This is a genomic window from Lacinutrix sp., assembly GCF_023299985.1.
GTDB lineage: Bacteria > Bacteroidota > Bacteroidia > Flavobacteriales > Flavobacteriaceae > Lacinutrix.
The window spans coordinates 1-7,315 of the sequence record NZ_JALZVX010000068.1; the positions used below are offsets into that span (position 1 = coordinate 1).

8 protein-coding genes and 1 pseudogene are annotated in these 7,315 nt (G+C 30.0%); 3 read left to right on the plus strand and 6 right to left on the minus strand.

The window, feature by feature from the left end; translation table 11 throughout:
* A partial coding sequence (locus tag Q0C58_RS03490; RefSeq protein ID WP_290697565.1) for a pitrilysin family protein occupies nt 1-2,138 on the minus strand: 2,138 nt, incomplete at its 3' end.
* Nucleotides 2,139-2,243: 105 nt separating this feature from the next.
* Here Q0C58_RS03490 and Q0C58_RS03495 point away from each other — a divergent pair.
* Nucleotides 2,244-2,522, plus strand: coding sequence for a DUF3817 domain-containing protein (locus tag Q0C58_RS03495; RefSeq protein ID WP_290697568.1), 279 nt, complete (start codon nt 2,244-2,246; stop codon nt 2,520-2,522).
* 87 nt (nt 2,523-2,609) lie between these two features.
* Nucleotides 2,610-3,842 carry a TlpA disulfide reductase family protein gene (locus Q0C58_RS03500; protein ID WP_290697570.1) on the plus strand — a complete coding sequence of 411 codons (1,233 nt, stop codon included), beginning with the start codon at nt 2,610-2,612 and terminating at the stop codon, nt 3,840-3,842.
* Nucleotide 3,843: 1 nt separating this feature from the next.
* Here Q0C58_RS03500 and Q0C58_RS03505 read toward each other — a convergent pair whose 3' ends face one another.
* Nucleotides 3,844-4,233, minus strand: a complete 390-nt coding sequence (locus Q0C58_RS03505; RefSeq protein WP_290697573.1) for a hotdog domain-containing protein — start codon at nt 4,231-4,233, stop codon at nt 3,844-3,846.
* 3 nt (nt 4,234-4,236) lie between these two features.
* Complete coding sequence (locus Q0C58_RS03510) at nt 4,237-5,130, minus strand: DUF72 domain-containing protein (protein WP_290697575.1); 894 nt, start codon at nt 5,128-5,130, stop codon at nt 4,237-4,239.
* A 109-nt stretch (nt 5,131-5,239) separates the two neighbouring features.
* Here Q0C58_RS03510 and Q0C58_RS03515 point away from each other — a divergent pair, with 109 nt between their 5' ends.
* Nucleotides 5,240-5,656: a glyoxalase gene (locus tag Q0C58_RS03515; protein WP_290697578.1), complete on the plus strand. Its 417-nt coding sequence runs from the start codon at nt 5,240-5,242 to the stop codon at nt 5,654-5,656.
* Between the two features lie 2 nt (nt 5,657-5,658).
* Here the strand turns inward: Q0C58_RS03515 and Q0C58_RS03520 are convergent, their stop codons facing one another.
* The 3 genes and pseudogenes from Q0C58_RS03520 to Q0C58_RS03530 form a co-directional block, all read right to left on the minus strand.
* Nucleotides 5,659-6,324 (minus strand): DUF2461 domain-containing protein, encoded by a 666-nt coding sequence (locus Q0C58_RS03520; RefSeq protein WP_290697581.1) that lies wholly within the window; start codon nt 6,322-6,324, stop codon nt 5,659-5,661.
* Between the two features lie 69 nt (nt 6,325-6,393).
* Nucleotides 6,394-7,182 (minus strand): tRNA pseudouridine(38-40) synthase TruA, encoded by a 789-nt coding sequence (locus Q0C58_RS03525; protein WP_290697584.1) that lies wholly within the window; start codon nt 7,180-7,182, stop codon nt 6,394-6,396.
* 47 nt (nt 7,183-7,229) lie between these two features.
* Nucleotides 7,230-7,315: pseudogene (locus tag Q0C58_RS03530) on the minus strand (bifunctional phosphoribosyl-AMP cyclohydrolase/phosphoribosyl-ATP diphosphatase); the annotation flags it as partial.

Genomic DNA, 7,315 nt, shown 5'->3' on the forward strand with positions numbered 1-7,315 from the left:
TCTAAAGTTGTTTTAACAGTTGTTTGCTTTAATGCTCCAGCAATATGGAAGGTTGCATTTTCTGGTGAAAGCATGCTGTAATAGTCTTTTAAATCTTGAAGTGTTATATTTTTAGTAGATTCTTGCGTACCAGAACTTGGAATTGAAAATATATGATTATCTCCATAAATTAACCTATTGTAAGCCATTGAAGCAATACTGTTAGGATTTGCCTCTCTGCCTTTTAGGCTTGTTTCTAAAGCTTTTTTAAGTCTTTTAAATTCGTTTTCATCCCAACGTGGCTCTAAAATTATTTCTTTAACTAAAGCAATTGTAGCATCGAAATTTTTAGCCAAACAAGATCCTGTAATATGGAAATCTTCATTTGCAGAAAACGTATTAATATTTGCACCTAACAAACCTATAGCCTCCTCTAAATCTGCAGGTGTTTTAGTAACTGTACCTTCCATCATTAAATCACTTAACAAATTTGCTACACCAGATTTTTCCATAGGATCTAGCAAATGACCTCCAGGAATTGTAATATCGAATTGCACTAATGGTACTTCATTATTTTCAATACCATAAATAGACATGCCATTATTTAATTTTTCTGTCCAAACTGTAGGCGATTTAAATAAAGGTAATTTACCGTAAGCAGGCTCGCTTCTATCGTGTTTAGATGGTGTTTTATCGTAAACTGCTTCAGCGCCTTGGCTTACTTCTTCGTTTGCAACATCTTTTTTAACCTCTTCAATCCAAACGGTTGCTTGCAAAGATTCTGCTACTGCTAAATCTAAACTCCCTTTTGGCACAACACTAGTCATTACATAATTTTTATCTTTTACATACTTATTATAAACGCGCATAACATCCTCTGCAGTTACAGCATTTGTTAGTTTTGCTGTTTGTGTAATATAACTTGGGTCTCCTTTATACTCATTATCTTCAACCAACTGGAAAGCTTTGTTTAAAACCGTGCTAATACCTCTAAATAAGTTTGTTTCTAGCTCTGCTTTAATTCTTTTTAAATCGTTTTCATTGACACCTTCAGTTTCAAAACGTAATAATCCTTCATCTATAGCAGACTTTACATTATCCAAATCTATTCCTGCATTAGCTCGAACTCTAAAAATAAATTCACCAGCTAATTCGCTACTTCTCTGGAAGGTACCAATGCCTGGTGCTAATTTTTGTTCTTCAACTATAGTTTTGTAAAGTGGTGCTTTTTTACTTCCGCTTAATAACTGGCCTAAAATTTCTAAAGCATATTTATCTTTATTATATTCTTCTACACTTGGAAAAGTGATTCGTAATTCTGGTAATTTAGCAAAACCGTCTTCAAAATATAGAGACTTTGTTTTCTCAAGAGTAACAGGCATTGGCTTTAAAATTTCAACTTCTGGTCCACTTGGTATCTCTCCAAACCATTTTTTAACTAATGTTTTGGTTTCTGCAATATCAATATCTCCAGCAATAACTAAAGAGGCATTGCTTGCACCATAATATTTTTTGTAAAATTCTTTAACATCGTCTATAGTTGCAGCTTGTAAGTCTGGTAAAGCTCCAATTACTGTCCAATTATAAGGATGTGTTTCTGGATATAAATTTTTACGCTTAATTTCGTCTGTATAACCATAAGCAGCATTATCTACACGTTGGCGTTTTTCGTTTTTAACCACTTGCTTTTCACGCTCTAAAGCTTCTTTTGTTACGGTATTAATCATGTATCCAAAACGGTCTGAATCTATCCATAATATTTTCTCAAAAGCATCTTTTGGTACCACTTCATAATACACCGTATAATCGTTAGAAGTTCCACCATTCCTACTTCCTCCCCATTCAGGTATCATTTTTCTATTAGCACCAACAGGTACGTTTTCACTATCGTTAAAACTCATGTGTTCAAAAAAGTGAGCAAATCCTGTGCGTCCAGGTTTTTCTCTATTAGAACCAACATGCATCATGGTTGCAACTGCTACAATAGGATCGCTATGATCTTCATGTAAAATAACTTCAAGTCCATTTTCTAGTGTAAATTTTTCGTAATCAATTTTAAATTCTTTTGTACTTGACGTTGAATCTGTTTTTTTAGTTTCTGAACATTGAGTAAACAATATTAAAACACCTATTAATAGAGTAATTTTTAGTAAACGCATGGTTTTTATAAATTAATTAATTCTTAAAGATAAATATTATTAATATGTGAATGATTCAAATACGCTTTTATTAACTTTGTTTTAATATTTACAATTAAATAAATTATGCTTAAAGCTTTTAGAATTATTGCCTTTTTAGAAGGTGTTTCATATATATTATTAATGGCAGCCTCGATTTACAAGAAGGTAAATGGAAACGAAACTTTTGTTAAACTCTTAGGTATGCCGCACGGATTACTATTTGTAGCTTATATTGCTTTTGTAATTTACTTACGCACTACTTACAAATGGAATAGTAAAACTTTTATTATTATTTTATTAGGCTCTTTAATACCATTTGGAACTTTTTATGTGGATTATAAATATTTAAAACCTTTGGCTTAGTTGTTTATTTCCTGTTAACAACTTAGTTTACTTACTAATTTAAACGTTAATAAATATTGTAATATAGCAACATTAATTAATAAATTTATGTCCTATTTTTCTCGTTTAGCTATTGTATTAGTCTGTTTTTTATTATTACAATGTGAGCAATTTTCTAAAACTGAAGGTGCCGAATTAGATTCTATTCCTGTTAATAATAACACTAAAAATTTAGATAAAGCTGAAGGACAATTTGTAATTGAAGGCACTTCTTTCTCTGAAGACAAAACATACATTTATCTATTTAAAGCTGAAGATGATACTTTTGATTTAGTAGATTCTGCAATGGTTAAAAGCACAAAGTTTCAATTTAAAGGTTTAGCTGAAACACCTTCAATATATCGTGTATCGGAAATAAGAAATAAGAATAAAGGTTTTTCTTTTTTAGTAGATGCTTCTAAAATTAATGTGTTTATTAATAAGCGTGTCGATTTTTCTACTGCTAACTCTACTTCTACTATTCAAAAAGAATATTTAGACTACACTTCAAAAATGACTGCTTTTAAAGATAAAGGCATGGCTTTATATTATGGTTTAAGAGGAAATTTTTCTACAGAAAATATTAAGAAATTAAAACAAGACCGTTTAGTACTATTTACAGAGCAAAATAATTTTATTGAGACTTATATTAAAGAACATTCTAACTCTTTTATTGCTGCATTATTGGTTAAACAAAATGCTAATACCTACAATGCAAAAACATTAAGAAGCTTATACAATGGCTTATCTAAAGATATTAAAGGTTTAGATTTTTCTAAATCTTTAGATTCGTTAATAATTATAAAAGAAACTAAAGTTAAAGAGCGTTTACCTGTAGTTACTATAAAAAAAGTTAAAGAAAAAATTGAAGAAAATAGCACAGGAGAATACAGACCAAAAGCATACAAGATAAGTGGTAATAATCAATATGGCGAAAAAATGTCTTTATCCTCTATGCCTAAAGGAAAAGTGATTTTAGTCGATTTTTGGGCGAGCTGGTGTGCACCATGTCGTGCAACAAATCCTACTTTGGTTGCACTACATAAAAAATATAAAAGCCAAGGCTTCGAAATTTTAAGTGTTAGCGAAGATAAAGGCGAAGCCGAATGGTTAAATGCCATTGCCATTGATGGTTTAACTTGGGATTACCACGTTATTGATAAAAATAAAGGAATTGCTTTTCGTTATGGTGTAGAGTCTATACCTTTTGCATTGTTAATAGATAAACAAGGCAATATTGCAAGCGATAAAATTTCTGGTCGTGCTTTAGAATCTAGAATTAAAGAGCTTTTAGCTGAATAGATTATTCTTTCAACCTATCTTTTATATATTCAATTTTTGTTTTTCCGTGTGGTTTTGGTTTACCATCTTCTCCAAGGTTTACCATAATAATGTCTTCTACTGTTATAATTGTTTCTCTTGTCATCATGTTTCGAACTTCGCATTTTAGAGTTAAAGACGATTTTCCAAACTTTTTAACTTCCATTCCTATTTCAACAATATCACCTTTTACAGCTTTACTATTAAAATTAATTTCACTCATATACTTTGTTACAATCTTAGAGTTATTAAGCTGTACAACTGTATAAAGCGCAGCCTCCTCATCTATCCATGCTAATAAACGTCCGCCAAATAAAGTACCATTTGGATTTAAATCTTCGGGTTTTACCCATTTTCTTGTGTGAAATCTCATAATTTAAAATAAGTTTTGTTGTGGATTATTATCTTCATTAGGGATTTTTAAATTATAACCTAATTCAATATTTAATTTTTTAGTAAAATAAGCAGAAAGCAAAGGCGATTCTTTTTCAATATTTTGATGAATAAAAAAATCTATTTCTTTTATGCCTTGTGACTTCCATTCTTTTATGCGTTCTATCCAATCATCTAATCTAGAATAATCACTTGGATGGTTTGAACCAACATAACGCACAAAAGCAGTACTATTAGTTAAACGCATATGCATAATATCTCGACGTCCTGCTGTATCTACTATAATATTTGAAATATTATTGCTTTCTAATAAATTGTATAATTCATTTGCAACTGCTTCATCATTATACCAATTGGTGTGCCTAAATTCAATGGCTAACGGAATCTCTTTTGGCCAATTTTCAACAAAATCGATAATGCGATTAAAGTCTTTAGGTGAAAAATTAGAATGCATTTGAAGAAATATAGTGCCTAGTTTTTCTTTTAAATTAATAGCAGAATACAGGAAGTTTTCAACGACTTCTTTAGTTTCTTGTAAGCGTTTCCAATGGCTAATTTCTTGATTTAATTTTGGGAAAAACTTAAAATTTGGTGGTGTTTTATCATACCATTTCTCAAATTGCTCAAGCGGAAAAATACGATAGAATGTTGCGTTTAATTCTATGGCATTAAATTGAGATGAATAATAAGCCAATTCATCTTTTGTTCCTCTTGGATAAAAACCTTTTAAGTCTGCTCTATTCCATTTTGCACAGCCAACATAAATCTCTGGTATATTATCGTCTTTAACCAAATTTAGTACACGTTTAGTGTCTTTATGGTCTTTTGGCAATGTAAAGTCTATTAATTCTGGATTAGGAACGCTTCCAAATTTCATTTGTAATTAATTTAAGTTAAAGGTAATTGTTGATAAGAAGGTTAACAAGAAATTTCAATATGAAATCATTATACCTTCATAATTAATATTTTTATAAAAACTTAGTTTCATGACAACAAGAGATCAAGCGTTATTAGCTATTAGACCAGTAATTACTTCTATTAAAATAAGCGATAACATGAGTAAGGAAGAGCGTTTTCAAAACATTACTTTGCGACCTGTTATTAAACTTCAAAATGATTTACTTGTAGAAGTTTTTAGACACTATATTTCTAAGCACAAAAATGTATTTTATGAGTTAACTTTAGAAAGAAGACTGCACTATATTGATAATGCAATACATAAAGATATTAAGTTTAGAAATGCATTAAAAGGTATTATAATTGGTCAGTTTTCTACAGATGAATACTTACTTTACATCGAAAACTCTTCAGCTTTAAATAAGCGTATGATGACTATTACAATACAACGTTTACAAAGTAGTATTCAACTATTTGAAAAACCTAAAACACTAGTAGCTGTCTAATTTTAAAGTAGCGAAACGCCGTTTAAATCTGTAGTTAATACATCGCTCATATAATCAAAATATGGACGTATCTCTTTAAAATTGTCACTAACCATTTTTGCAAAATCTAGCGATTGTACTTCTTTATCTGTAAAACTGATAGAAAAAATGTATTGTTTTTTACGTATTAAATCTATAGCTGGATGCTCTTTATCAAAGCCTTTTGGAGATGTTTTAAGTTCTTCACCTTCTAAGTTTCCCCAAACAGATTTAAATTTCTTATCATCCAAGATAGCTCTCATTTCGCTATCATCCATTTCAATTTCTTTTCTTATTCTAAGTAAATCGTCTTTTTCAGGGTTCCAGAAACCTGCAGCCATAAAGTTGTTACCAGGTTGAATTTGTAAATAACAACCACCTCTTAATTGCGGTTTTGTGCGATGAAAACCACCACCAAAATTATTTTTATAAGGTAATTTGTTTTTAGAAAACCGAATATCTCTATAGATTCTAAAAATTTTCATTTTATCGAACTGGTCGTGTGTTTGCATTTCTGCGTAAACTTTTTCGAATAGTAGTTTAATTTCTTTTAAGGCAATTTCATATTCCTTTTTGTTGTCTGCAAACCACTCTCTATTGTTGTTTTTTTCTAATTTTTTAAGAAAATCTAAAGTCAGTTTAATACTCATAGTGCTCTATTTACTTTTTAAAAATACAAAAGCCCAGAAAGAACTGAAACTTTTAATTTAAACTAATTGTTATTCGAATTGAAGACTCTTGAGTATCAATCCTGAAGCTGGAGCAATATACTCCATTCTTATAGTGTTTTCCGGGATTAAAGTGTCTTCAATATCTTTTATGGTAAGTTTACCTTTTCCTAAATCTATTAAAGTTCCCATCATTAATCTAATTTGATTTCTCATAAAGCCTTTACCACGAACTCTTAATAAATAGGTTTTCTTCGGAAAAAAACTAGCCGTATAAATAGTGTTCTCTACAATTTCACAAGTTAAGGTCTTACGTGTGTAAATGCCGCTATTTGATGGTTTATAACAATACGTTTTTAAATAATGTTCTCCTTCAAAAAGCTTTGCACCTTGCTTCATCAATTCAATATCCAAATCATCAAGTATCGTTGTTAATATTGGTGCGCAAAATGGATGAAACTTATCTCCACAAGCAAATAAATACAAGTATTCTTTGATTTTTGAACTTTGAATAATATTGAATTTAGCATCGACCTCTTTGATAGTTAAAGCTCTAATATCTTGAGGTAAATTTCTATTAAAAAGCTCTAAAAACGCATCAAAATCTTCAATAGGCTCATGTAAAAACAATTCTACAGCTGTTTCTTCGGCAGATACCATTGCATCTGTTCTTCCAGACGCCAAGCTTTTAAAATACTTATCTTCCATTATAAAATTTAGCGTGCGATCCACCATTAAATGTAGTGTTTTTACATTAGGCTGTTTTTGCCAACCGTGAAAACGATAGCCTAAATATTGAATTTTAATAAGGTAAAAGTATTTTTTATTGAATGGATCCATAGAAGCAGCAAGTAAGCCATTTTACTAGATATGGCAAAATTTTAATATTACTTTTCTCTACTTTTTAAAACTGAAACAACATCATTAATTTTAAAGCCTTTAGCTTGTAATAACATTAAATAATGAAATAATA

Bases quoted from the DNA above. Each gene is read 5' to 3' on its own strand.
- Q0C58_RS03525 (WP_290697584.1), bottom strand. From the start codon at position 7,182: ATGGATCCATTCAATAAAAAATACTTTTACCTTATTAAAATTCAATAT.
- Q0C58_RS03510 (WP_290697575.1), bottom strand. From the start codon at position 5,130: ATGAAATTTGGAAGCGTTCCTAATCCAGAATTAATAGACTTTACATTG.
- Q0C58_RS03495 (WP_290697568.1), top strand. From the start codon at position 2,244: ATGCTTAAAGCTTTTAGAATTATTGCCTTTTTAGAAGGTGTTTCATAT.
- Q0C58_RS03515 (WP_290697578.1), top strand. From the start codon at position 5,240: ATGACAACAAGAGATCAAGCGTTATTAGCTATTAGACCAGTAATTACT.
- Q0C58_RS03520 (WP_290697581.1), bottom strand. From the start codon at position 6,324: ATGAGTATTAAACTGACTTTAGATTTTCTTAAAAAATTAGAAAAAAAC.
- Q0C58_RS03505 (WP_290697573.1), bottom strand. From the start codon at position 4,233: ATGAGATTTCACACAAGAAAATGGGTAAAACCCGAAGATTTAAATCCA.
- Q0C58_RS03500 (WP_290697570.1), top strand. From the start codon at position 2,610: ATGTCCTATTTTTCTCGTTTAGCTATTGTATTAGTCTGTTTTTTATTA.